General features: G+C 32.2%; 25 protein-coding genes. 16 read left to right on the plus strand and 9 right to left on the minus strand.

The features are described from left to right. Positions 1 to 101: 101 nt before the first annotated feature. Positions 102 to 1,352: a type IX secretion system plug protein domain-containing protein gene (locus SJY43_RS00365; protein ID WP_396601874.1), complete on the plus strand. Its 1,251-nt coding sequence runs from the start codon at positions 102 to 104 to the stop codon at positions 1,350 to 1,352. 169 nt (positions 1,353 to 1,521) lie between these two features. Further along, a complete protein-coding gene (gene apaG / locus SJY43_RS00370) occupies positions 1,522 to 1,908 on the plus strand; it encodes a Co2+/Mg2+ efflux protein ApaG (protein WP_396601875.1) in 387 nt (128 codons plus the stop codon). 802 nt (positions 1,909 to 2,710) lie between these two features. Here the strand turns inward: apaG and SJY43_RS00375 are convergent. Further along, positions 2,711 to 3,706 (minus strand): DUF6695 family protein, encoded by a 996-nt coding sequence (locus SJY43_RS00375; RefSeq protein WP_396601876.1) that lies wholly within the window; start codon positions 3,704 to 3,706, stop codon positions 2,711 to 2,713. Then, positions 3,699 to 4,421 (minus strand): NRDE family protein, encoded by a 723-nt coding sequence (locus tag SJY43_RS00380; protein ID WP_396601877.1) that lies wholly within the window; start codon positions 4,419 to 4,421, stop codon positions 3,699 to 3,701. The genes SJY43_RS00375 and SJY43_RS00380 overlap by 8 nt, the downstream gene beginning before the upstream one ends. Positions 4,422 to 4,574: 153 nt before the next feature. Between SJY43_RS00380 and pruA the strand changes: the two genes are divergently transcribed. From pruA to SJY43_RS00415, 7 genes are all read left to right on the plus strand, one after another. Beyond that, the gene (gene pruA / locus SJY43_RS00385) at positions 4,575 to 6,203 is read left to right on the plus strand and encodes an L-glutamate gamma-semialdehyde dehydrogenase (RefSeq protein ID WP_396601878.1); all 1,629 of its coding nucleotides are present in this window, start codon (positions 4,575 to 4,577) and stop codon (positions 6,201 to 6,203) included. A gap of 197 nt (positions 6,204 to 6,400) precedes the next feature. Continuing rightward, positions 6,401 to 6,964, plus strand: a complete 564-nt coding sequence (locus tag SJY43_RS00390; RefSeq protein ID WP_396601879.1) for a TetR/AcrR family transcriptional regulator — start codon at positions 6,401 to 6,403, stop codon at positions 6,962 to 6,964. Positions 6,965 to 7,030: 66 nt separating this feature from the next. Continuing rightward, a complete protein-coding gene (locus SJY43_RS00395) occupies positions 7,031 to 7,594 on the plus strand; it encodes a carboxymuconolactone decarboxylase family protein (RefSeq protein WP_396601880.1) in 564 nt (187 codons plus the stop codon). A 61-nt stretch (positions 7,595 to 7,655) separates the two neighbouring features. Beyond that, the gene (locus tag SJY43_RS00400; protein ID WP_396601881.1) at positions 7,656 to 8,030 is read left to right on the plus strand and encodes a hypothetical protein; all 375 of its coding nucleotides are present in this window, start codon (positions 7,656 to 7,658) and stop codon (positions 8,028 to 8,030) included. 41 nt (positions 8,031 to 8,071) lie between these two features. Continuing rightward, positions 8,072 to 8,284, plus strand: a complete 213-nt coding sequence (locus tag SJY43_RS00405; RefSeq protein ID WP_396601882.1) for a hypothetical protein — start codon at positions 8,072 to 8,074, stop codon at positions 8,282 to 8,284. A gap of 120 nt (positions 8,285 to 8,404) precedes the next feature. Beyond that, the gene (locus tag SJY43_RS00410) at positions 8,405 to 8,902 is read left to right on the plus strand and encodes a hypothetical protein (protein ID WP_396601883.1); all 498 of its coding nucleotides are present in this window, start codon (positions 8,405 to 8,407) and stop codon (positions 8,900 to 8,902) included. 377 nt (positions 8,903 to 9,279) lie between these two features. Continuing rightward, positions 9,280 to 10,239: a tetratricopeptide repeat protein gene (locus tag SJY43_RS00415; protein WP_396601884.1), complete on the plus strand. Its 960-nt coding sequence runs from the start codon at positions 9,280 to 9,282 to the stop codon at positions 10,237 to 10,239. Here the strand turns inward: SJY43_RS00415 and rsmG are convergent, their stop codons facing one another. Further along, positions 10,240 to 10,869 (minus strand): 16S rRNA (guanine(527)-N(7))-methyltransferase RsmG, encoded by a 630-nt coding sequence (gene rsmG, locus SJY43_RS00420; protein WP_396601885.1) that lies wholly within the window; start codon positions 10,867 to 10,869, stop codon positions 10,240 to 10,242. Positions 10,870 to 11,010: 141 nt separating this feature from the next. Here rsmG and SJY43_RS00425 point away from each other — a divergent pair, with 141 nt between their 5' ends. Together SJY43_RS00425 and SJY43_RS00430 are read left to right on the plus strand one after the other, a co-directional pair. Continuing rightward, positions 11,011 to 12,108 (plus strand): fatty acid desaturase family protein, encoded by a 1,098-nt coding sequence (locus tag SJY43_RS00425; protein ID WP_396601886.1) that lies wholly within the window; start codon positions 11,011 to 11,013, stop codon positions 12,106 to 12,108. Between the two features lie 34 nt (positions 12,109 to 12,142). After that, entirely contained in the window at positions 12,143 to 13,327 is a 1,185-nt protein-coding gene (locus SJY43_RS00430) for a pyridoxal phosphate-dependent aminotransferase (RefSeq protein ID WP_396601887.1), read from the plus strand. Positions 13,328 to 13,710: 383 nt separating this feature from the next. Here SJY43_RS00430 and SJY43_RS00435 read toward each other — a convergent pair whose 3' ends face one another. From SJY43_RS00435 to trkA, 4 genes are all read right to left on the minus strand, one after another. Beyond that, positions 13,711 to 13,974: a hypothetical protein gene (locus SJY43_RS00435; RefSeq protein ID WP_396601888.1), complete on the minus strand. Its 264-nt coding sequence runs from the start codon at positions 13,972 to 13,974 to the stop codon at positions 13,711 to 13,713. A gap of 11 nt (positions 13,975 to 13,985) precedes the next feature. Then, the gene (locus SJY43_RS00440; protein ID WP_396601889.1) at positions 13,986 to 14,252 is read right to left on the minus strand and encodes a hypothetical protein; all 267 of its coding nucleotides are present in this window, start codon (positions 14,250 to 14,252) and stop codon (positions 13,986 to 13,988) included. A 223-nt stretch (positions 14,253 to 14,475) separates the two neighbouring features. Then, a complete protein-coding gene (locus SJY43_RS00445; protein WP_396601890.1) occupies positions 14,476 to 15,969 on the minus strand; it encodes a TrkH family potassium uptake protein in 1,494 nt (497 codons plus the stop codon). Positions 15,970 to 15,985: 16 nt separating this feature from the next. Continuing rightward, on the minus strand, positions 15,986 to 17,341 hold the full coding sequence (gene trkA / locus SJY43_RS00450; RefSeq protein ID WP_396601891.1) for a Trk system potassium transporter TrkA: 1,356 nt from the start codon (positions 17,339 to 17,341) through the stop codon (positions 15,986 to 15,988). Between the two features lie 139 nt (positions 17,342 to 17,480). On the opposite strand from trkA, the gene ubiE reads away from it, so the two are divergent. Then, the gene (ubiE, locus tag SJY43_RS00455; RefSeq protein WP_396601892.1) at positions 17,481 to 18,206 is read left to right on the plus strand and encodes a bifunctional demethylmenaquinone methyltransferase/2-methoxy-6-polyprenyl-1,4-benzoquinol methylase UbiE; all 726 of its coding nucleotides are present in this window, start codon (positions 17,481 to 17,483) and stop codon (positions 18,204 to 18,206) included. A 4-nt stretch (positions 18,207 to 18,210) separates the two neighbouring features. Then, positions 18,211 to 18,942: a porin family protein gene (locus SJY43_RS00460; protein ID WP_396601893.1), complete on the plus strand. Its 732-nt coding sequence runs from the start codon at positions 18,211 to 18,213 to the stop codon at positions 18,940 to 18,942. A 53-nt stretch (positions 18,943 to 18,995) separates the two neighbouring features. On the opposite strand, the gene SJY43_RS00465 is transcribed toward SJY43_RS00460, so the two are convergent. Next, positions 18,996 to 19,715 (minus strand): TrmH family RNA methyltransferase, encoded by a 720-nt coding sequence (locus tag SJY43_RS00465; protein WP_396601894.1) that lies wholly within the window; start codon positions 19,713 to 19,715, stop codon positions 18,996 to 18,998. Between the two features lie 116 nt (positions 19,716 to 19,831). Between SJY43_RS00465 and SJY43_RS00470 the strand changes: the two genes are divergently transcribed. The 3 genes from SJY43_RS00470 to accD all read left to right on the plus strand — a co-directional run bounded on the left by SJY43_RS00470 (position 19,832) and on the right by accD (position 24,757). Next, entirely contained in the window at positions 19,832 to 22,381 is a 2,550-nt protein-coding gene (locus SJY43_RS00470) for a BamA/TamA family outer membrane protein (protein WP_396601895.1), read from the plus strand. Between the two features lie 132 nt (positions 22,382 to 22,513). Then, entirely contained in the window at positions 22,514 to 23,581 is a 1,068-nt protein-coding gene (gene fbaA, locus SJY43_RS00475; protein WP_396601896.1) for a class II fructose-bisphosphate aldolase, read from the plus strand. A gap of 318 nt (positions 23,582 to 23,899) precedes the next feature. Continuing rightward, a complete protein-coding gene (gene accD / locus SJY43_RS00480) occupies positions 23,900 to 24,757 on the plus strand; it encodes an acetyl-CoA carboxylase, carboxyltransferase subunit beta (RefSeq protein ID WP_396601897.1) in 858 nt (285 codons plus the stop codon). A 56-nt stretch (positions 24,758 to 24,813) separates the two neighbouring features. Here the strand turns inward: accD and SJY43_RS00485 are convergent, their stop codons facing one another. Then, the gene (locus SJY43_RS00485) at positions 24,814 to 25,923 is read right to left on the minus strand and encodes a PAS domain S-box protein (protein WP_396601898.1); all 1,110 of its coding nucleotides are present in this window, start codon (positions 25,921 to 25,923) and stop codon (positions 24,814 to 24,816) included. Between the last annotated feature and the right edge of the window lie 248 nt (positions 25,924 to 26,171).

The following is a 26,171-nucleotide window of genomic DNA, read 5'->3' on the forward strand; positions in this document are numbered from 1 at the left end:
TTTGGTAGACAAAATAGGTTTGACTTGTTATTTATACTTATTCTAAATAAAAGATTGTTCTTAGGCATAGAATTTGCTTATATTTACAAAAAAAGCATAGAATGTCTTTCAAATCAACCCTTATATGGATTTTTTTATTTGCTACTGGTTTTACATATGCTCAAGTAGAAGAAGTAAATCCACCAGACAATATAAAATCTATTACATTTAAAAGCAATACTAGCGATTTAGGAGAGTTACCAATAATTCAACTAGGGGAAACATTTTACCTTGAGTTTGATGCACTCACTTCAGACGAACCCGATTTTTACTATAAAATTGAACATTACGATTATAACTGGGAACCCTCAGTACTTGTAAAACCAGAGTTTTTATTAGGTATTGATAATTTCAGAATTCAAGACTACAATAACTCTTTCAATACATTTCAAATGTATTCGCATTACAGTTTAACAATCCCAAATCAGCAAACTAAGCGTTTAAAAGTTTCTGGTAATTATATTATTTCAATCTATGACTCTTATGGCGATTTGGTTTTCTCGAGAAAATTCATGATTTATGAAGATATAGTGACTCCAGGCATTGCTATTAAAAGATCTAGAGATGTGAGTACCATAGAAACCACACAAACTGTAGATATTGAAATTGCTGCGGGTACACAAATAAACAACCCAAAACAAACCATAAAAACATTAATTATCCAAAATAGTAATTTAAACACAGCCATTTCAAACCTAAAACCTCAATACACCATTGGGAATACACTTATTTACAGGTATACAAAAGAAACAGCGTTCCCTGCTGGAAATGAGTATTTATTTCTAGAAACAAAAGATGTTAGAGCAGCAAGCTCGCGCGTTCAATCTATAGCGCTAGAAGATATTTATCAATCCTATTTATATACAGATATTGCGAGACATGATTTACCATACACTTACAATCCCGATATAAATGGTCAATTCAAAATTGTAGCTATTGATAGAGACGATGTTTCCATTGAAGCTGATTATGTTCAAGTCCATTTCTCATTAAAACACTCAGAGTTATTAAATGGAGAGCACATTTACATTTATGGAAATTACAATAATTATGCGCTAAATGATTTCAACAAAATGACATACAACGATCAATATGGCGTTTACCAAGCCAGCATGATACTTAAACAAGGGTTTTACAACTATAAATACGTAGTTGTTAATAAAGACAATACTCTAAACGAAGGCGCTATAAGTGGTAATTTTTGGCAAACCGAAAATAATTACAAAGTTTTAGTCTTTTATAGAGATTTAGGAGCACGTTACGATAGAATTATAGGTTTTAACCAAGTTACATCTACCAATATCTCTAATTAAGTCGCATAAAACATTAAAAGTTGCGTTACAATATTTACTAATAATAAGGATTTTATAAATATCACAGGCTAAAAATGCATTTTAACTAATATTTCTATCAAAGACGTTAAAATTTACGTTAAACATTTAATATTTATTACTTTAGCACACGTTAATACTTTGCATATCAATGGTTCAACAGGTTACAAAAGGTATAAAAATTTCGGTCGAAACTACTTTCGAAGGCTCATTTTATAAAAACTATAAAATTCAATACGCCTTTGGATATACTATCACTATCGAAAACCAGAGCAAAGACTCTGTACAACTTAATGCGCGCCATTGGGAAATTCTAGACGCATTAAATAATCTTGAAACCGTTACTGGCGAGGGTGTAATTGGAAAAAAACCGGTACTTGCACCAGGCCAATCCCACACCTACTCATCGGGCTGTTTGCTAACATCGCCATTTGGTGCTATGCAAGGGCATTATGGTATGGTAAACCTTAATACGGCTCAAAAATTTCAAGTTACCATTCCTACATTTAAATTAAGTGCTCCTTTTGCAATAAACTAAATTTGGGCGTTACCACACCCTTCGTCTCCGCTCAGGACAGGCGGCCGGGCATTGCATTACAATCTTTTCTCAAGCTTCGCTTCGGTATCTTCTACCGAAATATATTTTGGTCTCGATAGTCTCTAAAAAGGATTTCCTCTGGAACCCAGAACGTACTAGCCTTTGCGGCTAATTCATACTATAAATTATATACCCTTAACAGAAAGTGCAAACTTAAATAAGGCGATACTATTAAATTACATCTTTTAATTCTTGAACAAATTAACTAACTTTTGATCAGTTATATATGCATGTTATCACACGTTTTTATTTTTCCGTTTTATTGTCTCAACATACTTTTCATTAAATATATAAATCAAAATTCCAATTATCAGAAATATAACTTTTTTCAACAATTCTGTCGTGAGATATTCATCTCCTAAAAGATTTTAACGAGTTTTGCCAAAAAGGAAACTCCGTGACTTAAAATTAAGATAATTGCCCAAGTTTTAATTCCGATTTTCCCATATTTATTTTTTGTCAATATCAGAAATAATAACAATGTTTGAACAACACAAGTAATTATTCCAATTAAATTCCCTGTTCCAAGAGCATATAAATTCCAACTAAGTAGTAAAATAAAATATCCAATTAGGGAATACTCGAACGTTTTATTCTTAAATATTATGTTTTCCATTTAGTTTGGTCAAGTGTGTAGCAACTGCCTATATAACTTTTATATTTCATATTCCAAAAATATGTCAGGATATGGAAAGTAATTTATCATTGCTATCCCGTAAAGATAATTTTTTTATTGTATTGTTTAAAGGGCTTTTCTTTCAAATCGAAACACTTTTTCATTCTGCTTCACATGAAAAAATTTACAGTTAGAATAATGTATAAATTCAAACTCTAAATCATAATTAAACGAATCATCATCTACAACAAATTTTTCGTGAACATCAATATTACCATAAGGAGAAATACGCTTAAAATGATATTCTACATCATGCCCCGTTTTATGTAATTCAAACCACGCACCAGCAGCAATACCAGAAAGCCATTGTGCTTTTTCATGCAAGTTATCAACTGGTTTTGGTTTTTGTGTACCAATCAAATTGACTTCATGATCTTTTAATCTATCTAAAAAACAACGAAGATTTTCACTTTTTTGTGAGCCATTAAACTTTGAAATCACACCGTTCTCTGAAACTTCAAAAGGATAGTTTTCTGTATCGGCAAGTAATACATTACCAACTGTACTTGGCGTAAACCATTTTGAGTTTTCAAGACTCTTTTTTATTTTAGAATCTGTTACCGACGCAATCAAGGTATCCGTTACAAAACGCGCACAATTACAGGCGTCTTTTATAAAAGCGGCATACCTAATAAAATGCATGTCTTGCATTTTAGTAATGTGTGTTCGCGCTAACTTATAATTAACCGTATTACAAACGGAAGCGACTAATTTACCATCGCCATGCGTTAGTTTTGGGTGTGTGCCTAAAAACGCCAGAATAGCATCTAGATTTTTTATTTTATCATTATCAATTTCAGCTTTTAAGGGAAAATGCAATTCGTTATCGGTATCTCGACCTCTAACACGTCCGTTTGGTTCAGAAGTAATGTAACGCCCAAAATCATGATATTCTAAAACACCTGTTTCTTTCTCAATTAAAACCAAAGCAGCATGACCGGCACGCAAATAATCTTTTTTGCCTACGCCTAAAAATCTTAAAAATGGGGAAAACCACTCTTCAGATACCATTACAATAGTATCTGGATATGCCAATGTTAAAATAATTCCTGTATTATCCATTTACAACTTCGGGTAGCTTGAATGTTTTTAAAGTAACCTCATTATTTCCTAGGCTCTCATAACGCATTAATACGTTATTAGCTTGCTTATCAATTTGAGTTATACTGGTGGTTTTAACAAATTCACGATCCATAACAACACCGTAATGCAAATTTTCAACGTCCTTATTACTATGAAATTCTAATAAAGTTTTAGCATTCAAATCATGAACAGCCTCAAAGTTTTCAAACCATTGCTGGCGTTCTCTTTGCATTCCTTCATTATATAATGTAGAAGACGACCAAATTCTAGATTCTAAAGGCAACTCAATAAAATGTTTGTATTTCCCATCCCAGACCAATTCGTAGAATTTTAAACCTGCATTCCAATCTGCAATTACAATGGTAAACGGTTCTATGTTATCTAGGTTATAGGACTCAATAGTAGTTACAATATTATCAGCAACCATAAAATCATTAGCCACAATACCACGGCTTTTTCTGTAACTTGTTTGTCTTTGGTGTTTAGTAAAAGCACCATTAAGCACACAAACTACGCGTTTTTTTTCGCTAACACCAATCCAAGTGCCCCCTTTTTTATCTTTTGGAAACAACAATTTAGTATCACCAATCATATAAAAATCTGGCACTAAAGATACTCTATCGGGAGCTTCATCTCGATTTGAGGTTAACACAAAATCACTTTTCCCTTTTGGTATAATTGTAACTGTACACATATAAAAAATGTAGTCTTAAAATGCATCGGCAACTTACAAAAAATAAATAAAATTTAACGTGGTTTTAAGACGCCTTGTTTTTAAATTATAATTTAATTATTCGTAGATTTGCAGCAGTTTTACTGAAAATTCAATAACGAAAAATCAAATATCATGGGAAAAGGCTTTTTTAATGTACCGGTTGCGGTTAACGAACCTGTAAAATCTTATGCACCTGGATCTCCAGAACGCGATGCAGTTCTTAAGACGTATAAGGCTATGTTTAACTCTAAAATTGATGTGCCTTTATATATAAATGGTGAGGATGTAAAAACTGGAAATACCAGAACCATGTCTCCACCGCACGACCACAAACATATTGTAGGAACATATCATATTGCAGAGCAAAAAAATATTGACGACGCCATTGCAACAGCTTTAGAAGCTCGAAAAACATGGTCTCAAATGCCTTGGGAGCAACGTGCAGGTATCTTTTTAAAAGCTGCCGAATTAATTGCTGGTCCTTATAGAGCAAAGATTAATGCTGCAACTATGATTGCACAATCTAAAACCATACACCAAGCAGAAATTGATGCAGCTTGCGAATTTATAGACTTCCTACGTTTTAATGTTCAGTTTATGACGGACATTTATATGGAACAACCAGAAAGTACAAGCGATGCATGGAATAGAATTGAATACCGCCCGTTAGAAGGTTTTACATACGCAGTTACTCCATTTAACTTTACAGCTATTGCAGGTAATTTACCAGCGTGTATGGCATTAATGGGTAATGTTGTAGTTTGGAAACCTAGTGATAGTCAAGTATATTCTGCAAAAGTAATTATGGATGTATTTGAAGAAGCTGGTGTACCTCCAGGTGTTATAAACGTGGTTTTTGGCGATCCTGTTATGATTACAAATACGGTTATGGCAAGTCCAGATTTTTCTGGCTTACACTTTACAGGTTCTACCTTTATATTTAAAGAACTTTGGAAACAAATAGGAAACAACATTCATAACTATAAAACCTACCCGCGTATTGTTGGAGAAACAGGTGGGAAAGATTTTATTGTAGCGCATAAATCGGCTAACCCAAAACAAGTAGCAACTGCAATTGTTCGCGGTGCTTTCGAGTTTCAAGGTCAAAAATGTAGTGCCGCATCTAGAGCTTATATTCCACAGAGTATTTGGAGTGCTGTTAAGGACTTCGTTTTAGAAGATGTAAAATCTTTAAAAATGGGCTCTCCAGAAGATATGAGTAACTTTGTTACTGCAGTTATTCACGAAGGATCTTTTGATAAATTAGCAAAATTTATTGATGGTGCTAAAGCAGATGCCGATGCAGAAATTATTGCAGGTGGAAATTATGACAAAAGTAAAGGGTACTTTATAGAACCAACGGTGATCGTTACTAGTAACCCTAAATACACAACCATGTGTACTGAACTTTTTGGACCTGTAATTACAATTTACGTATATGAAGATGACGCTTACGCGGAAACATTAAAACTTGTTGACGAAACTAGCGAATATGCTTTAACCGGAGCCATTATCTCTAAAGATAGATATGCCGTTACACAGGCTACAGAAGCTTTACAAAATGCCGCTGGAAACTTTTATATTAACGATAAACCAACTGGTGCCGTTGTTGGGCAACAACCATTTGGAGGCGCAAGAGCATCTGGAACAAACGATAAAGCTGGTAGTGCACAAAACTTATTACGCTGGGTATCACCTAGAATGATAAAAGAAACATTTGTAACTCCAACAGATTACAGATATCCTTTTTTAGGAGAATAGAATTCTTTTGACAAAAGAAATCTTTTAATCGAGAAACTATAAATTAAAAAGAGGCTACCTAAATTTAGATAGCCTCTTTTTTTTAAATGTAATACTGCCCTACTTAAAAGCAACCAAATACATTGAAATTCAAAATAAAAGTTAAAATACTTTTTTATTACTAACCGATTGTTTAGTTTTGTCGTGTAATCAAAATAATGGCAAGAAAAAAAGAATATAACGAAGATGTAGTAGTAGAAAAAGCAATGAACCTTTTTTGGAGAAATGGCTATGAAACAACTTCAATGCAAATGCTCGAAAAAGAAATGGGCATTAATAAGTTTTCTATATATTCAAGTTTTGGTAACAAACACGGGCTATTTCTTGAAAGTTTAAAAAGCTACAACAAGAAAGTAAATTCTATTTTTGAAGAATTTAAAAACTCTAATAATGGATTAGAAGACATAAAAGCCTTTTTCTATAATTCGGTTAGAATTTGTAACGTAAATGGAAATCAAAAAGGTTGTTTAGTTACCAATACTTACAATGAGTTTTCTGGAAAAGAGGATGATCAAATTAATAATCAGATGAATGCTTTTATGGATAACTTAAAAGAATTATTTATTGAAAAATTAAAAAAAGACTCCAATAAAGATGACGAAACGGTCTTAAAACAAGCCAATTATCTATTGTTAGCAAAGCACGGTTTGGCAGCAGCATCTAGAGTAAACACAGAAAAAGAAATTGAAGATTATATAGAAATGACCTTCAAAAATTTATAAACATTTTTTTTAACCAATAACTAAACGATTGTTTAGTTATTTAACAAAACGTAAAACAATAATATTATGACAACATTAAAAATTCACAGTATTGAATCGGCTCCTGAAGAAAGTAAAGCACAGTTAGAAGCATCTGTAAATGGTTTTGGAATGCTACCAGGTTTACATGGTGTTTTAGCATCGTCTCCACAAACGTTAGAAGCTTATAAAAATATACACGAATTATTTACAAACACGTCTTTTAATGCAGAAGAATTAACCGTGGTTTGGCAAACAATAAATGTAGAGCACGAATGCCATTATTGTGTTCCAGCTCATACTGGTATTGCAAATATGATGAAGGTTGATGATGCAATTACAGAAGCATTACGAAATGAAACCCCTCTTAAAAACTCGAAGCTAGAAGCATTACGCACCATGACCTTAAAAATAGTTAGAAATCGTGGTCATGTATCTCAAGAAGATTTAAACACATTTTATGCTTTTGGTTATGAAGAACAACAAGTTTTAGAAATCATTTTAGGATTGGCTCAAAAAACAATAAGTAATTACACTAACCATATAGCAAATACACCAGTAGATGCTCCATTTCAAAAATTTGCGTGGTCAAAAGTAAATACGACCGTATAAAAATCGCTAATTAAAACGTAAACCTTCTGCTAATCCAGAAGGTTTCTAACAAAAACAGAAAATGAAAAACCAAGTAATAAATTTTGCAGTAATAGCTGTAATGACAATTTTTGCAATACCAAAATTATTAGGAAAACCACAAAGTATTGAAGGTTTTAAGCAATTTGAAAATGCCATTCACCTAAATGCTGATTTTTTCCGAATATTTACAGGGATTTCAGAATTAGGCATGGCACTTCTTTTTCTAGTTTTTGCGATTAATAAAAATACAACTATAGGCAAAATAGCCTTTTTGTTTTTATTAATTACTATGATAATGGCTTTAGGCTTAGAATTTTTCGCAAGACCAGAACCTAAAATCGTATTAGTCATTATCGCTATACTTTTGGCAGTCGTATCTGTTTACAGGTTAAAATCTTTAAACAAAACATATTAATTAAACTATTTTCCTTTCCCCTATAAAATTTAAATGAAACTATGAATTACTCAAAATTAGTTATTGCAATTATCTTCGGTTTGTTATTAACTGCATGTGGAAATAAAGAAACCAAAACCTCAAAACCTTCTATAGCGTCAGAAAATAAAATTCCAGAATTTCAAAACAAAGGACATGAGTTAGTATACAAAATGACTCAAAAAACGGGGAGTTATAAAGACTTAATGAATTTGAAAGACATCGTTTTTCATTAGACTTACCGCACTCCAGACCAGAAAGAAGATGTATCTATTGAATCGTACATTTTTAATGGTGAATTCTCTCGTGGTGATTATATAAAGCACGAAAGAACCTTACCTGAATTAAAAGGTAAAATGATTCAGGGTTATAACGGAAAAGACTTTTGGTTAAAAGTGAATCGGCAAGAAGTAATTACTAAGGATGCCATCGAGAGCGTAAAGTTTACTCGAAAGACCAATTTTTATTGGTTCGCTATGATGCAAAAATTATTAGATCCGGGTATTAATTACGAGTTCTTAGGTCAAGAAAGCGTAGAAGGTAAATTGTATGATATCGTAAAAATCACTTTTAACTCTCCTGATGATGTCCCTTCAGACATTTATCAACTATACATAAATCCGGAAACACATTTAGTAGATCAGTTTTTATTTACGGTTGTATCTAAAAATGTAACTGATCCTATTTTGATGCGCGTTAAATATGAAAATGTGGATGGTATCTTGTTAACTACTTATCGTAAATACACTAAATCGGACTGGGAAGCAAATGTACTCAAAGATGTTTGGGTTGAAGAAATCACTAAAGACATTAAGTTTAATCAAAATTTAGATAAAGCCATATTTAATAAATAACTAATTATTAATAGGTTAGACTAAATAATAATGTATAATTAATTGCTTGAGACAAATCTACTGGAGAAAATTCTAGATGAGTTTTCTCTAGTTAATTTGGTAATTATTTTTATTCAAAATCTTAAAAAATAGCCCAAAAATAGGTCTATACCTTTCAGCCAGTTTCGATTTTTGCGTTAAGGATTGAGGCATTTGTTGAAGCTCCTCGTAGAGAGCGACTGCCGAAAGCCTGACCCGAAAGGGGAACGCCCAAACAAAACACAACTAGCACTATTTATTTTTAAATAATTTTTATTTTTTATTAAAATTTAAATTATCTTCACTTAGATTTCTTCAAACTAATAAACGGCATGTTTTTTGTTGAATTAATTTTACAAATGAAAAAACTATTACTTCTAATACTTATTACTTTTCCTTTGCTTTCTTTTGGGCAAGCAAAAAAGGTGTATAGACAAGCGTTGAGAACCACAGACTTGAATGAAAAGATAAAACTTCTTAATCAAGTTATAGCGGAAGAACCTAAAAACTTAGACGCCTATTTTTACAGGGCTATTGCAAAAAATGATTTAGGCAACTACAGAGGAGCTATTGTGGATTATTCTAAAATTATAGTTGAAGAGCCTGATGCCGACACGTATTACAACAGAGGGAATTCTAGATACAGCATAAAAGATCTTACTGGGGCAAAAGAAGATTATGCTAAAGCATATATGCTTGATAAAAACTTTATTGATGCCTTATATAGTCTAGCTTGTGTTAAACTTGATTTAGGAGAAAACGAAAGTGCTATTAAAGATTTTACTTCGGTTTTAAAAGAAGCGCCAAGAAACTCTAGTGTTTATACTTTAAGAGCTACGGCTTATAAAGCATTAGAACAATTTACAAATGCTTTAAATGATTATTCTGCTGCTGTTTTTGTTGACCCTAGTGCAGATAGTTACTATAATAGAGGTGTGTTTTTTATGAATATTAAATATTATAAGGATGCCAATGGTGATTTAACCAGATCTTTAAAGTTTAATAAAAATAATGCTTATGCCTATTTTTATAGAGGTGCTTCAAATTTATTATTAGGAGATTTTAATGCCGCTATAACAGATTTTTCTGAAGCTATTAAGTTTGATGCCATGGATTTTGATGCTTATTTAGGGTTAGCCATGGCGTACCAAAAAATTAATGATACGGCAAATGCGAAACTGAATTTCGATAGAGCTAATTCTATAATTATTCCTAAGGAAAAAGCATCATCAATTGAGCAATACAACCATACGTATTGGGTTCAAAATCAATATTACTATTTTAACAATTCGTTAAATATATTAGCAAAAATCGAATAACTATCCTTTATATTTCATTGGAAGGTGCACGACTTTTTTGGTTTCATAAAAGTCTTCTTCAAAATAATTGCTTAAATTATAAATGGTTGTTGTTCTATAATCTTTAAGTTCTTCTGTTAAATCGCCACCTTTTAAATACAATATTCCGTTTTTAAATTCATGCTTCTGTTCTTTAGCAATTTTGCCTTTTACCCAATGTACAAATGTTGGCATAGCAGCAACAGCCCTGCTTACTATAAAATCAAAATGCCCATCAATAGCTTCTACTCTACTATGGGTTGTTTTTACATTTTTTAGCTCCAGACCTGCTACAACCTCATCAACTACTTTTAACTTTTTAGCAATACTATCAACTAAATGAAATTTACATTCTGGAAATAAAATAGCCAATGGAATTCCTGGAAAGCCACCTCCTGTTCCAACATCAAGAATTTTACTTCCGTCTTTAAAGCTTATCACTTTTGCAATACCTAATGAATGCAATACATGTCGCAGATACAACTCATCAATATCTTTACGAGATACCACGTTAATTTTTAAATTCCAATCTTGATATAAGGTTTCAAGTTTCTTGAATTTATCTATTTGATCTTCTGTAAGGTTAGGGAAATACTTTAAAATGAGTTCCATGAATGTTAAATTTTCAACAAAAGTATACTTTTTACGTACATTTTTTTACAAAAAAACGTTATAACTTCAATTGGTTTATACCTATCTTTGCGGCAAGTATGGCAAAGGATTTTTATTATTTATCATATTAAAATTATCAACATGACTAAACAAGCACTTTCATTTTCAAGAAAAGACCCTGCAAAGTTTTTTAAGACTTTGAATAAACGCGTAAACGATTATTTTAAGGAAAATGACATAAAACGCACGGGTAACTGGAAACTTTACACGAAAACTATCGTGATGTTCGCCTTATTAATAGTTCCTGCAGTTTTAATTTTAACTATAGATAGCTTACCTGGTTGGGCACAAATACTAGGAATGGTAATTGTAGGCATTGGTATGGCTGGAGTAGGCATGAATGTTATGCACGATGCTAACCACGGTTCTTTTTCAAGTAAAAAATGGGTTAATAAATTAATGGGAAGTAGCATTTATATTTTAGCTGGAAACGACTATAACTGGAAAGTACAGCACAATGTATTGCACCATACGTACACCAATATTCAAGGACATGATGAAGATATTGATGCTGGTAGAATAATTAGGTTTTCTAAACATGCAAAATGGTTTAGAATCCATAAGTACCAAAAATATTATGCCTTCTTTTTATATGGATTATTAACTGCGAATTGGGCTATTACAACAGATTTTATACAAACTTATAAATACCTTAAGAGAAAATTAGCTTACGGAAAAATGCCTCATCCAGCAACACAATGGACAAAGCTAATTATTGGTAAAATTGTTTATTATTCTTTATGGGTAGTATTACCATTGGCTTTAGGCTTTAAATGGTGGGAAGTTCTAATTGGTTTTATTGTTATGCACTACACAGCAGGAATTATACTAAGTGTTATATTTCAACTTGCGCATGTTATGCCTAATACAGAGATGCCTTTACCAGATGAAGAAGGAAACATGAAAAACACTTGGGCTATTCACCAATTATTTACAACCTCTAATTTTTCTCCTAAAAGTTGGTTAGTTGAGTTTTATACTGGTGGCTTAAACAGACAAGTAGAACATCACTTATTTGCTCATATTAGTCATATACATTATAGCAAAATTGCTAAAATAGTTAAAGAAACTGCACAAGAGTTTAGCTTACCTTACAATGAGTACAACACATTTTTTCAAGCTGTTGCAGAACATTACAACCAATTAAAAATGCTGGGACAAAAACCTAGTGTGGCTTAAATTTATACTTACATCTCAAAACAAATAACCAAAAATGCAATTACTATCTGATAGAATTTTAAACATGGCTACGTCTGCTACTTTAGCAATGGCAGCAAAAGCAAGAGAACTTAGAGGCGAAGGAAAAGATATTATTGGACTAAGCTTAGGAGAACCTGATTTTAACACACCTGATTTTATTAAAGAAGCAGCCATTCAAGCTGTAAATGATAATTACAACTCCTACACACCTGTAGATGGTTATGGTGAATTAAAAGATGCCATTATTACAAAGTTTAAACGTGATAATAATTTAACATACACACCAACTCAAATTGTTGTGTCTACAGGAGCAAAACAATGTTTAGCAAATATTGCTGGCGTGATGCTTAATGAAGGTGATGAAGTGCTTTTACCTTGTCCTTACTGGGTAAGTTATTCTGACATTGTAAAACTTTATGATGGCGTTCCTGTAGAAGTTAAAACATCTATTGACACAGATTTTAAAATGACTGCAGAACAGCTTGAAGCGGCTATTACACCAAAAACAAAAATGATTTGGTTAAGCTCACCTTGTAACCCAAGTGGTTCTGTTTATAGTAAAGCAGAATTAAGAGCCTTAGCTGATGTACTTGTTAAGTACCCAAATATTTATGTCGTTTCAGATGAAATTTACGAACACATAAACTATGGTGAAGGTCATGCAAGTATGGCTGGATTTGACGATATGTACAATAACACCATTACCGTAAACGGTGTTTCTAAAGCATTCGCAATGACTGGATGGCGTATTGGATATATTGGTGCTCCAGAAAAAATTGCTAGAGCATGTAACAAGCTGCAAGGACAAATGACTAGTGGTGCTAACTGTATCGCACAACGTGCTGTGATTACCGCTTTAAATGAATCGCCATCTCGTGTGCAATACATGATAGATGAGTTTAAAGAACGTCGTGATTTAATTTTAGGCTTAGTAAACGATATTGAAGGTTTTAAAGCCAACACACCAGATGGTGCTTTTTATATTTTCCCAGATGTAACATATTTCTTTGGAAAAACATTACGTGGTAAAAAAATAAATAACGCTACAGATTTCTCTTTATACTTATTAGAAGAAGCTCTTGTTGCAACTGTAACCGGTGAAGCTTTTGGAAACCCAGATTGTATTAGAATTTCTTACGCCGCTTCTCAAGAGCAAATTATAGAAGCTATTAAACGTATTAAAGAGGTTGTGAGTTAAACCACAGTTTAAAAAACTATATTTCAAGACCTGTCAAGTTTAAAAACTAGACAGGTTTTTTATTTTTATAAATACTATTTGGGCGTTACCCACAAGGGGTCAGGCTATCCGCTACAAGTCCTCGCACCTCCTGCGTCGGGCTGTGGGCTTTCTACTGCTATCCTTAACGCAACTACCTGCTAATATTTGTTTTCTAATTAAAAGTAAGTGTCTATTAAAAAAAGTGATTAAACGTTTAAATGAGATTGGAATATGCACACTAGTAAGCGTTTAACCATTGCATGTAAATTCTTTAACACCCCTAAAGTCCCCTCAAGGGGACAACTTACTCGGTTGAATAGGACGGTTGTCCCCTTGAGGAGACTTTAGGGGTGTGTTTTTTATTAGGTTGTAAATAAAACAAAAGCTATCAATCCAAAAAGTAATATTAAGAATATCAATATCGTTTTTATTCTTGCTACTCTATGATCTCTTTTTATTCTTATTTTAATGTCTTCTAATTGCTCGGGCGTAGCCTTTGGAAATTCTTTGAGTTCAATATTAGAATAACTGCCACCTAAAGCACCATTCTCTTTCCTTTTTGACAAAAGACTTCTATTATTCTTTAAAGAATTATTAGCAGCCATCATTGAGCCTTCTCCTCCCATAATTTCTAAATTTAAAATAATATATAAACCGCCACAATCACTAAAACAACAGTTATTAAACCTATAAGTACAAACTCTTTGATTGTTCTTTCTCTATTTTCTCTTTTTAATCTTAATCTTATTTCTTCCAACTGCTCTGTAGTTGCTGCAGGAAGATTCATTTTAGGGCTTTTGGACCAATCGAAGCCTCCAGAAGTTTTCCTGAACCTTCTGCTTTTATCGAGCATAATAGATTTGTTACTTCTTATAGTCGCTTGAAATGATTCACCTAAAGGCATAATAGATTGTTTTAACCCGAGTTCGATTTAAGGTTTATATATATGTAGTATATTTTAAGAGGTTGTTACAGGTTACACCATAATATCTTTGTGAAAACCATGGAAACTAAAGCGGATAATTGTTTTAATTAAAGGCCTTGAAAAACACGCCTGCATTAGCAATGGCAACGAATAGCCCGACGACGACCCTAGGAGGCGTAACGCCCAAAAATTAAAACAAATATTATCTATTTCGCCAAAAGAAAGGTGTGAATAAAATAAGAACCGTAAACAGTTCTAAACGACCAATAAGCATTAAAAAAGATGCCCACCATTGTGCTAAAGACGGTAATGCTGAATAGTTATTTACTGGCCCAAAATCTCCCAAGGCTGGACCTACGTTTCCTAAGGTTGATGCTGCTAAACCTATGGCAGATTCAAATTCTATACCCATTATAGAAAAGCCTAATGCCCCAATTACAAACGATAGCATATACAAAATAAAGAAAGCCAAAATATTAAATACAATATCTCCAGAAATGGCCTTTTTATTATATCGAACTGGTAAAATAGCATTTGGATGAAGCGTGCGCTTAAACTCTAGAAACCCATTTTTAATAAGTATTAATTGGCGTACTACCTTTACACCACCAGCGGTACTTCCTGCAGAACCACCTAAGAACATAAGCCCAAAAAAGAACACTACCAAAAAGGGGGTCCATAAGGTATAATCGGCAGTTACAAATCCTGTTGTTGTGATAACCGATAAGACTTGAAACAAGGCATGCCTAAAAGCACTTTCGCCCTCGCCCCAAACCATCGGGTGATTGATTGAAGAGGAAGAAACATCGGCTCTAAAATAAATGATTAATGCAGAAATTGCGGTAAAAACAACTATGAATTTAAAATAAAGCTTAAACTCATCATCATCAATTATTTTTTGAACTTTTCCTTTAAAAGCAAAATAACTCAAAACAAAATTTGTGCCGGCTAAAAACATAAATAATATAATGATATATTGAATTATTGGTTGTCCGTTCCAATAAGCAACACTCGCATTTTTAGTTGAAAAACCACCTGTAGAAAGTGTACACATAGCATGATTTATAGCATCAAAAAACGACATACCAGCAACTTGTAATAAAATAGTTTCGGCAGCGGTATATCCAAAATAAATAAGCCATAATCGTTTTGCAGTATCTGTAATTCTTGGATGTAATTTGTCGGCACTTGGTCCTGGAGCTTCGGCAGCAAATAACTCCATACCTCCAATCCCCAATAAAGGTAGAATGGCAACAGCGAGAACAATAATACCCATACCACCAATCCAATGGGTTAAACTACGCCAAAACAAAATACCTTCTGGCATGGCTTCAATATCGTTTAGTATAGAAGCTCCTGTTGTGGTATAACCAGACATGGTTTCGAAAAATGCATTAGTAAAGTTAGGTATTGCTCCAGTAAGTATATACGGAAGGGCTCCTGAAAGCGTCATGATAACCCAACCAAGGGCTACAACAATATAACCTTCACGCTTATTCATTTCTTTTTTATGCTTCATTGAAGACAACATAAAAACAGCTCCTAAAACTAACACTAAAACACCAGAAGACACTAAACTTAATGTGACACCATCTTTATAAATAAAACTTATAAATGCCGAAATAAGCATAAACCCACCATTAAACAACAATAGTAAACCAAAAAAGTGGACAATAATTTTATAATTTAGTTTCACGTAGATTTATATTAGGCTAATAGAAAAAACTTTCAACTTTTCTTATTGAAGTTGGTAAACAACAAACAACCACTCTATCGCCTGTTACAATTTTAAAATCTCCTAGAGCAAGCATGCCTATGCCGTCTCTTATTACTCCACCAATAATTGCAGTAAGCGGGAAATTAAGTTCTTTAATGACTTGATTGCAAATCTTAGATTTTGGGTTCACAATAAACTCTAGGAGCTCTGCATCCATACTACTTAACTTAGTCATGGCAACAACATCTCCTTTTCTTATATATCTAAAAATACTATTTGCAGCCAGCAGTTTTTTATTAATTAATGTATCTATACCAATGGAGTGAGAAAGCTCAAAATAATCGATGTTTTCAACTAACGCTATGGTTTTTTTAACACCTCGGTTTTTTGCTACAAGACTGGATATAATATTGGTTTCAGAATTTCCTGTAACGGCGATATAGGCATCCATATCTGCAATATTTTCTTCTTCTAATAATTCCACATTACGTCCGTCCCCATTAATTACTAGCGCATTAGGTAAACGATCTGCCAATTCAAAAGCCCGTTCTTTATCATTTTCAACAATCTTTACATTAAACCTGCCTTTCAGTTTTGTTAAGCTTTTTGCTGTTTTCCTACCTATTCTTCCGCCTCCAAGAATCATGACATCTTTAATTTCAGTCTTAAAAAGCCCTGCCAATTTACATAACTCTTCATCACCTCCTTTAGATGTTATAAATACCACATGATCACCTTCTGAAAGCATGGTGTCTCCTCTAGGAATAGTAGTTAAATGCGAACCCAAACGCTGAATAGCAATGGGCACAAAATGCACGTTAGGAAACAGTTGAGCCGCTTCCCTAACCGTTTTCCCTATAATTTGAGCCGGGGTTGTAAGGTTTAAACCTAACATAGTTAGCGCGCCATTTTCAAACTCGTAAGTATCGCTAAAAACCGATTGATTCAATAACAGTTCAATTTCTTCTGCTGCTAATTGTTCAGGCGAAATCATTTCGTCAATTCCAAACTTGGTAAATCCACCTTTATTTTTAAAATCAATAAATTCAGTATTAGAAATTCTTGCAATTGTTTTGTTTGCCCCGAGTTGGTTCGCTAAAACACAAGCAGTAATGTTAGTAGATTGAGACGATGTTACTGCAATAAATAATTCTGCACCACTTATTTTTGCTTCATTTAAAACTCTAATAGAGGTTGCGTCTCCTTTTAAAACCTTAATATCTAAATGAGAATCAGCATATAACAGACTGTCTTTATTTGGGTCTATTAAAGTAATTTCTTGAGATTCGTAAGACAATAATTTTGCTAAATGAAATCCTACTTCACCAGCACCAGCAATAATTATTTTCATTGTTATGTTATCATAAAAAGTATAACAAATATAATATAAAATAGATATGTGAACATAAATTTGGATTAATATAATTATTTATAATCCTGTTATGTAATGCTTTTCTAAAAGTTTATCTTTGCTAAAAAAAATTCAAGATTTGTCAAAAGTAAAGCCATACAAAAACAGCGACTTAGGAAAAAAAGAACAGGTTACCAAAATGTTTGATACCATTTCTGGAGATTATGATGGTTTAAACCGTGTAATTTCTTTCGGGATTGATATTAAATGGCGAAAAAAAGTGGTAGAAATTGTTAAAAAATCTAATCCAGATTCCGTTTTAGATATTGCTACTGGAACAGGCGATTTAGCCATTAACCTTGCTGAAACTAATGCGACAAAAATTGTTGGTTTTGATATTAGTAGTGGCATGCTTGAAATAGGGAAGCAAAAGGTTACAAAGAAAAATTTAGATTCTAAAATAGAAATGATTTTAGGTGACTCTGAAAATATGCCTTTTGAAGATAATTCCTTTGATGCGATAACCGTAGCTTTTGGCGTAAGAAACTTTGAAACACTTGAAAATGGCCTAAAAGAAATTTACAGAGTACTTAAACCAAATGGTACTTTTGTAATATTAGAAACTTCTATGCCTACTAAAACACCGTTTAAACAAGGCTATAATTTTTATACAAAAAACATTTTACCGCTTATAGGAAAAGCTTTTTCTAAAGATAGAAGTGCTTATAAATATTTATGCGAATCTGCATCAGTTTTTCCTTTTGGAGAAGCTTTAAACAATATTTTACGTAATATTGGGTTTATTAATGTTGAAGATTTTCCACAAACATTAGGTGTGGCAACAATTTATAAATCATCTAAATAACTTTATGAAGTATTTTTTTTCATTATTATCATTTTTTTTAATCATTGAAACCTCTAATGCTCAGCTTTTTAAAAAAGAAAAAGTAAATTATGATGCTAATCAAGGTAGAGGTTCTACAGATAATAATTTATTACGCTGGGGGTATTTCTTAGGTATAAATAGTTACGATTTTAATTTTGATTATAATGAAGATTTACGTGACATTTATGTAAAGAAAAGCCCAGGGTTTAGTGTTGGCTTAATTGGTAACCTAAGAGTTAATAGTTTTATAGATGTGCGCTTAGAACCTGGTTTATTAATTACAACTAGAGAAATTTATTATAGTCAAGATTGGTTTCAAGGTATTCCAGATACAAAAGACTCAGATTTTATTAGAGAAGTAAAGTCTACTTATATTCATATCCCGCTTTTAGTAAAATTATCTACCAAACGTATAAATAATTTTAAGCCATTTATTGTAGGTGGGTTTTCTACGGCATTAAACTTATCTAGTAATGAGAATAACCCAGAAGACAATAATAACGGGCAATTTAGAACAACTAAAAACTCTATTTTTTACGAATTAGGTTTTGGTATCGACTTTTACTTTTACAACTTTAAATTTACACCAACCATACGTGGACTTTTTGGTATTAACGATGAATTAATTAGAGACGAAGATCCTAATAGCCCTTGGACTTCAAACATAGCGAATATGCAAACACGCGGTGTTTTTATTAATTTTACGTTTCAATAAAAGTTTGTTGCATATTTGTTAGTTGTAAATTCGAAAAATTAATCTACAACCAACTACCTTCTAAATTCGCTTAGCAATATTGCCGTAGCAGTAGCAACATTTAAGCTTTCTGTAGCTTGTAGTTCTCCAAACCTGGGAATTGATACTTTTTCTGAGATTAGGTCTTCAACTTCTTTTGAAACTCCGTTAGCTTCATTACCCATAACTAGAATTCCTTTTTTTAGTAATTCTTCTTTTTTGTAGATATTTTCACCTTCCATAAAAGCACCATAAACAGGTAAATTAATCGTTTTTAAAAAGGATGCTAAATCTAAATAACTAATATTAACTCGTGTTATGGAGCCCATAGTAGCTTGAATAACTTTAGGATTAAAACAATCAACAGTTTCTTTACTACAAACCAAATCTTTAACACCAAACCAATCACATAGCCTTATTATTGTTCCTAAATTCCCTGGGTCTCTAACAGCATCAAGCGCTACTATTAACCCCGAATCATCAATAGGTTTCGATTCAGGAGTTTTAAATACTGCCAATGCTTTATTTGGGGTAGTTAAAAAACTAATACGTTTTAAATCTGATTCTGAAATTATCGCTTCATCTTTGGCATCAATATTGAACGTTTCTGTTGTATATAATTTATGAAGCTCTAAATTAGATTGCAAAAGTTCAGATATTGTTTTAATACCTTCAACAACAAAAAGGCCATGCTGTTGTCTATATTTTTTTTGCTTTAAACTCGTTATTAATTTTATTTGACTTTTAGAAAGCATTTATATTTTTTAGGTTTAAATAATGTATTTTTGAATCGTTTATCAATATTTAGATTACAAACTTACAAATACTGTGCTTTTTTGAAGTCTAAAACATAAACTAACTATAAATTCATTTGAAAAAACAACTCTCAAATATATTAATTCTAATACTACTTACAAGTCACTTATACTCCTGTGATGCCGTAAAAAGAGTTGCTACCAATGAGCATTTACTTGATAAAACATCAATAATTGTAAATGACGAAAAAAATAACACCGAAACTTTAAACAACTTATTATACCAAAGGCCAAATAGAAAAATACTCGGCACACCTCTAAGATTGCATATTTACAATCTAGCCCGTCCAAATATAGATTCTATATATGAAGCTAAAATTTATAATAACCCTAAAAAACTAGCTTGGAAAACTAAAATTTTATCGAGAAAACAGTTAGATAAAGACATTCAATCTCGAAAAAACTTTAATAACTGGCTTAAAAACACAGGAGAAGCCCCTACTATAATTGATGAAGGAAAAACAAAACGCTCTGCTAACCGACTTGAAGATTATTATATAAATAATGGCTGGTTTGATGTTGATGCCAAATATACTATTGAAAAAAAAGAGAATAAACGAGCAACAATTACCTACAATGTAAAAACTGGAACTGCATTTTTAATCGATTCTATTACAAAAACGGTAAAGTCTCCTATTGTTGATTCGATCTACAAAAACCTTCAAGAAAAATCATTAATAAAAAAAGGGGAACAGTATACAACAAGTAATTTTGAACAAGAACGAGATAGGATTTCTAGTGAATTAAGAAACTCAGGAATTTATCATTTTAATCGAGATTACATAACCTTTGAAATGGACACCATTGGCACAAACAAAAAAGTGAATGTTGGTATTAAAATTCAAGATAGAGCCATAAGAACTTTAGATTCTATTAGGCGAGAACCCTTTAAGAGCTATACTATAAGAGATGTTAATATAATTACTGATTACACTTTTGAAAATAGAAATAAGCCCTTCCAAGACTCTATCTCTTATGGCAGCTACAAACTATATAGTTATGGTAAAATGCGTTATCGACCAAAAGCATTAACCGATGCTATTTTTATAACCCCTGGCGAGGTCTATAGCGATTTAGACCGTACAAGAACGTATAGATATCTAAATGAATTACGCACATTTAAGTACCCTAATATTGAGAATACAGAAAACCCAGATAACACACTAAGTGATACTATTCGATTAACGCCTCTTAAAAAATTTAATTTAGGTTTTAGTACTGATGTATCTCAAAGTAATATTCAGAAAATTGGATTTTCACTAAACCCTAGTTTACAGATTAGAAATGTTTTTGGAGGCGCTGAAACTCTTGAAATCTCAGGAATTGCATCTATTGGAGCTTCTGAAGACGGCGGAGAAGAAGGCGACCCATTTTTTGATATTAATGAGTATGGTGTAGATTTAAAACTAACCATTCCTAGAATATTTTCGCCTTTTTACACAGAAAACATTATCCCAAAATACATGTCACCTAGCACCAGTATTGGCTTAGCTTCTACAAGCCAAAGAAATATTGGCTTAGACAAACAAACTTTTAGCGGGAATTTTAGCTACAAATGGATCCCAAATACAAAAGCAACTAACAGGCTAGACGTATTTAACATTCAATTTGTAAACAACAAAAATCCAGAAAATTATTTTAGTGTTTACACAAGTTCTTTTAATAGCTTAGAAAACATAGCACTTAACTCTTACAACACGCCATCAGAATATATTTTAATAGATGATAACAATGACGAAAATTTAATTGAAGATAAAGCCGACGACTTTATAGATTTGGTTTTAAATGATGATACTTTCGAATCTAGTAACGCAACAGATTACCAAACAGTCTCAAGTATAGAAGAACGCAAAAGCAGATTAACAGAAAACAATCTAATTATTTCTTCAGCATTTAGTTTCACTAAAGATAATAGAGTAAATTTATTTGATAATAATTTTTCAATATTTCGTTTTAAATTAGAATTAGCAGGAAATTTATTAGCAAGTACCTCAAAACTTCTAGGTTTAAAAAAAGATAGCGATGATAGGTATCAGCTACTTGATGTTGCTTACTCTCAATATGCAAAAACAGAGTTTGATTTTATAAAACATTGGGATTTAGGCAAAAAAAATGTATTTGCTACAAGAGCATTTTTTGGTATTGCAATTCCTTACGGAAACTCAAACAGTATTCCTTTCGCAAAAAGTTTTTTTGCTGGTGGTCCTAACGATAATCGAGCATGGTCTGCATATAGCCTAGGTCCTGGAAGCTCTGGAAGCACTAATGATTTTAACGAAGCAAATTTAAAAATAGCATTTAGCGCCGAACAGCGTTTTAACCTTTTTGGCGATTTAAATGGTGCTCTTTTTATTGATGCTGGTAATATCTGGAATGTTTTAGATAATGTTACAGACAACAATTCTACCCTAACAGGGTTTGATTCTTTAGAAGATATTGCAGTTGGCTCTGGTTTTGGTTTACGCTACGATTTTAGTTTTTTTGTATTTAGATTCGATGTAGGATTTAAAACCTACGACCCGTCTTACCAAGACAAAAATAGATGGTTTAACGACTACAACTTTGCAAATGCAGCATACAACATAGGTATTAACTATCCTTTTTAACCCTATATCCACAAATCACACTATAACGTTTTAGTTTTGTTTTAATACTTTCAAACATAAAAACAAGCTTAAATTATGTAAAAATTGATTACTTTTGATACTTATTAAATACAAATTTTAATCAATAAAAAAATGGGACACAACATAAAACCAGGGGTAGCTACCGGCAAAGAAGTTCAAGCAATTTTCAACCATGCAAAAGCTAATAATTATGCGTTACCAGCGGTTAACGTAATAGGTTCTGATACTATAAATGGTGTTTTAGAAACTGCAAGAGATTTAAACGCTCCAGTAATTATTCAGTTTTCTAATGGAGGCGCTCAGTTTAATGCAGGGAAAGGTTTAGGTAACGATGGCCAAAAAGGAGCTATTGCAGGTGCTGTTGCAGGTGCAAAACATGTACACACTTTAGCTGAAGCTTATGGTGTTCCAGTAATTTTACATACAGACCATTGTGCTAAAAAATTATTACCATGGATTGATGGATTATTAGATGCTAGTGAAGTACATTTTAAAGAAACTGGAAAATCACTTTTTAGTTCTCATATGATTGATCTTTCTGAAGAACCAATTGAAGAAAACATCGCAATCTGTAAAACATACTTAGAAAGAATGTCTAAAATGGGCATGACTTTAGAAATTGAATTAGGTATAACCGGTGGTGAAGAAGATGGTGTAGATAATACCGATGTTGACGATTCTAAACTATACACACAACCAGAAGAGGTAGCTTACGCTTATGAAGAATTAAGCAAAGTAAGTCCACAATTTACTATTGCAGCTGCATTTGGTAATGTACACGGTGTTTACAAACCTGGAAATGTAAAATTAACGCCAAAAATTTTAAAGAACTCTCAAGAGTATATATCTAAAAAATATGGTGTAGAGCATAATCATATCGATTTTGTATTCCATGGCGGATCTGGATCTACCGTAGAAGAAATTCGTGAAGGTATTAGTTACGGTACTGTAAAAATGAATATCGACACCGATTTACAATACGCTTTTATGAGCGGTATTAGAGACTATATGGGAGCTAAATCAGAATACTTAAAAGCTCAGATTGGAAACCCTGATGGTGATGATTCTCCAAACAAAAAATACTACGACCCAAGAGTATGGTTACGTGAAGGTGAAAAAACTTTTGTAGCCAGATTAAAAAAGGCTTTTGAAGACTTAAACAATGTGAATACCCTATAATTTTAAGGTGTTTTTACTACAAATTCATAAAAAAGGTTCTGTTACATACAGAACCTTTTCTTTTTTACGCGCTTAAAAACAGACACTTACAAGCAAAAAACCAATAAAATCATTATGGCGTTACCACAAAATTAAAAAAAGGTTTAATTTTGTAGTCAGGCTTTCGGCAGTCGCTTCCTGATAAAAATCAGGAGAGCTTCAACAAATGCCTCAATCCTTAACGCAAGTTTTCGATTTATTTTATAATTTTAGTTCAATACTGAAAAAGAATAAACCAATCCTGAGACCATTCGAAGGATTTAAAAATAACAAAGCACTATGTCTTGGTTTAAAAGAAAAACAAAAGGAATAACAACAACAACAGAAGAGAAAAAAGACACACCTAAAGGACTGTGGTATAAATCTCCTACCGGTAAGGTTGTTGATACAGAAGAATTAGAAAAAAACTTTTATGTTAGTCCAGAAGATGGTTACCATGTTAGAATAGGGAGTAAAGAATATTTTGAAATTCTTTTTGACGACAACAAGTTCAAAGAGTTAGATGCTAATTTAGATTCTAAAGACCCGCTTAAGTTTGAGGATACAAAAAAATATCCAGAACGTTTAAAAGCAGCTCAAAAGAAAACAAACCTAAAAGACGCGGTACGTTGCGCTGTTGGAAAATCCAAAGGAAAAGACCTAGTCATTGCTTGTATGGATTTTGCTTTTATTGGTGGATCGATGGGTAGTGTTGTTGGCGAGAAAATAGCGAGAGCGGCAGATTATGCTTTAAAAAACAAATTACCATTAATGGTAATTTCTAAATCTGGTGGTGCGAGAATGATGGAAGCTGCATTATCTTTAATGCAATTAGCAAAAACATCTGTTAAATTAGCACAGTTAGCCGAAGCTAGATTACCTTATATTTCGTTATGTACAGACCCAACAACTGGAGGTACAACGGCATCGTTTGCCATGTTAGGTGATATTAATATTAGCGAACCTGGAGCTTTAATAGGTTTTGCAGGCCCAAGAATTGTAAGAGATACTACAGGAAAAGAATTACCAGAAGGTTTCCAAACTTCAGAATTTTTGTTAGAACATGGATTTTTAGATTTTATTACACTACGTAGAGATTTAAAAAACAATGTAAACAAATACATAGATTTAATATTGAATGAGCCTCTAAGGGCTTAAATATCATCTTATAATAAGAGTTAAACCTGTCTGATTGTAAAATGAGACAGGTTTTTTTATGCACTTTTCAAGTAAATAGAAAACTCGCTACCAACATCTACTTCACTAGTAACAATTACTTTTCCGCCTAAAGATTCAATATGGTTTCTTGTTATAAATAGACCTAAACCAACAGCATCTTTATTAGAATGAAACGTGTTATACATTTGAAAAAGTTTATCGCCATATTTTTCCATATCGATTCCTAATCCATTATCCCCTATTTTAAAAATAACATAGTCATCTTGAACAGATGCTGTTAATCGTATTTTTGGCAATCGTTTTTCAGATCTATACTTTATTGCATTAGTTAAAAAGTTTAAAATAATACTATCTAAATAGGCAGGAATAGCTTTTACACATAATTCTTCATCTATATAATTTATAATGGAAGTATTGGTGTTTTTAGCTATGGCTGTAATATTATAAATTGATTTTTCAACATAATCGTATAAGTTTAAAACTTGGATCTGACTCTCTTCAACCACTTTTATTTTGGCAACATCAGTTAAATGAGACACTGTCTCTTGAAGGTTTTCTATAGCCTTTTTCATTAAATCAAAATTATCGTTACTGTTTATTAAAGGAATATCCTCCTCTAAAAACTCAGCTATAGTAGATAAATTTCCAGAATGTGATCTGAGATTATGAGTAACAATACTTGCAAAGGAAGTCAATCTTTCATTTTGTTCTCGAACCACCTTAAGCATCATTTTAAGCTTATCTTGATTTCTTTTTCGGCCTGTAATATCTGAGAATTGCCAAATCATGTTACTTGGTGTTCCCTCCTTATTCATTATTAAAGAAACCGAAATTAAAACCCAAATAATAGATCCATCTTTATGAAAATACCTTTGTTGAACTCGATATCCTTCAGTATTACCCAGCATTAATCTTTCATATTTTTTTTCATGAACTCCAAGATCTTCTCTAAAAACTATATTTTCGATATTCATATTGAATAATTCGTGTCTAGAGTACCCTAATAAATCGCAGATACTATTGTTAACTTTTATCCAATCACCATCTAAGGTTAAAATGACAATGCCATCATAGGTATTATTGAAAATTTGCTCTAAGAAGTCGTAGGTCTCAGGAGAACTAACTCTGGGGTATAGATTTTTCATGAGTATAAATTATAAGTAATTAGTTTATAAGGAGTTAATAAAACGATTAAAACTTTAACACTTTTAATTTAAAAAGAAAATATACGAAAAATATTATTAATAAGCAAAATAAAAAAACTACTACAGTTTGACTATCAAGTATTTAATTAACAAAATCTGTAAAAAACTTACGATTTAATAATTGGAAGAGAAAGATTAAATATAGGTTTAAAAAAAAACGTTTCTCTATATAGAGAAACGTTTTTTTT

This window comes from Algibacter sp. R77976, assembly GCF_044594645.1.
Classification (GTDB): Bacteria; Bacteroidota; Bacteroidia; order Flavobacteriales; family Flavobacteriaceae; genus Algibacter_B.